At 71.0% G+C, this 397-nt stretch carries 1 protein-coding gene; it reads right to left on the reverse strand.

Annotated elements, in window-relative coordinates; genetic code table 11:
- Positions 1-397, reverse strand: a 397-nt coding sequence (locus tag EN852_RS35755) for an HAD family phosphatase (RefSeq protein WP_135879675.1), incomplete at both ends; no start/stop codon positions are given.

Here is a 397-nt window from a genome sequence, read left to right on the forward strand (position 1 = left end):
CCCAGCCGCTGCGCGGCCAGCAGGTAGATGTCCGGCGCCGGCTTCGGCCGCGCCACGTCGCCACTGGTGATCACCGCATCGAAATACGGCAGCAGGCCGGCAGCGGCCAGCTTGCGGCCGGCCCGCGGCTGCCGCGTGGTGGTGGCCACCGCACGCGGGATCGCATGTGCCTTCAGCAGCTCCAGCAGTTCCAGGATGCCCGGACGCAGCGGCAACCCGGTCTGCGTACGTGCTTCATACAGGTCGTGGCAACGTGCGGCCACCGCATCGATCACGCTGTCCTCGATGCCCTGCGCGCGCAGCAGCGCGTGCGAATCGCGGTCGCCGAGGCCGACCATGCGCAGGAACACTGCCTCGTCCAGGCCCAGCCCGAATTCATCGGCGGCCTGGCCCCAGC

It is taken from the genome of Mesorhizobium sp. M2E.F.Ca.ET.209.01.1.1 (assembly GCF_004010375.2).
Classification (GTDB): domain Bacteria; phylum Pseudomonadota; class Alphaproteobacteria; order Rhizobiales; family Rhizobiaceae; genus Mesorhizobium.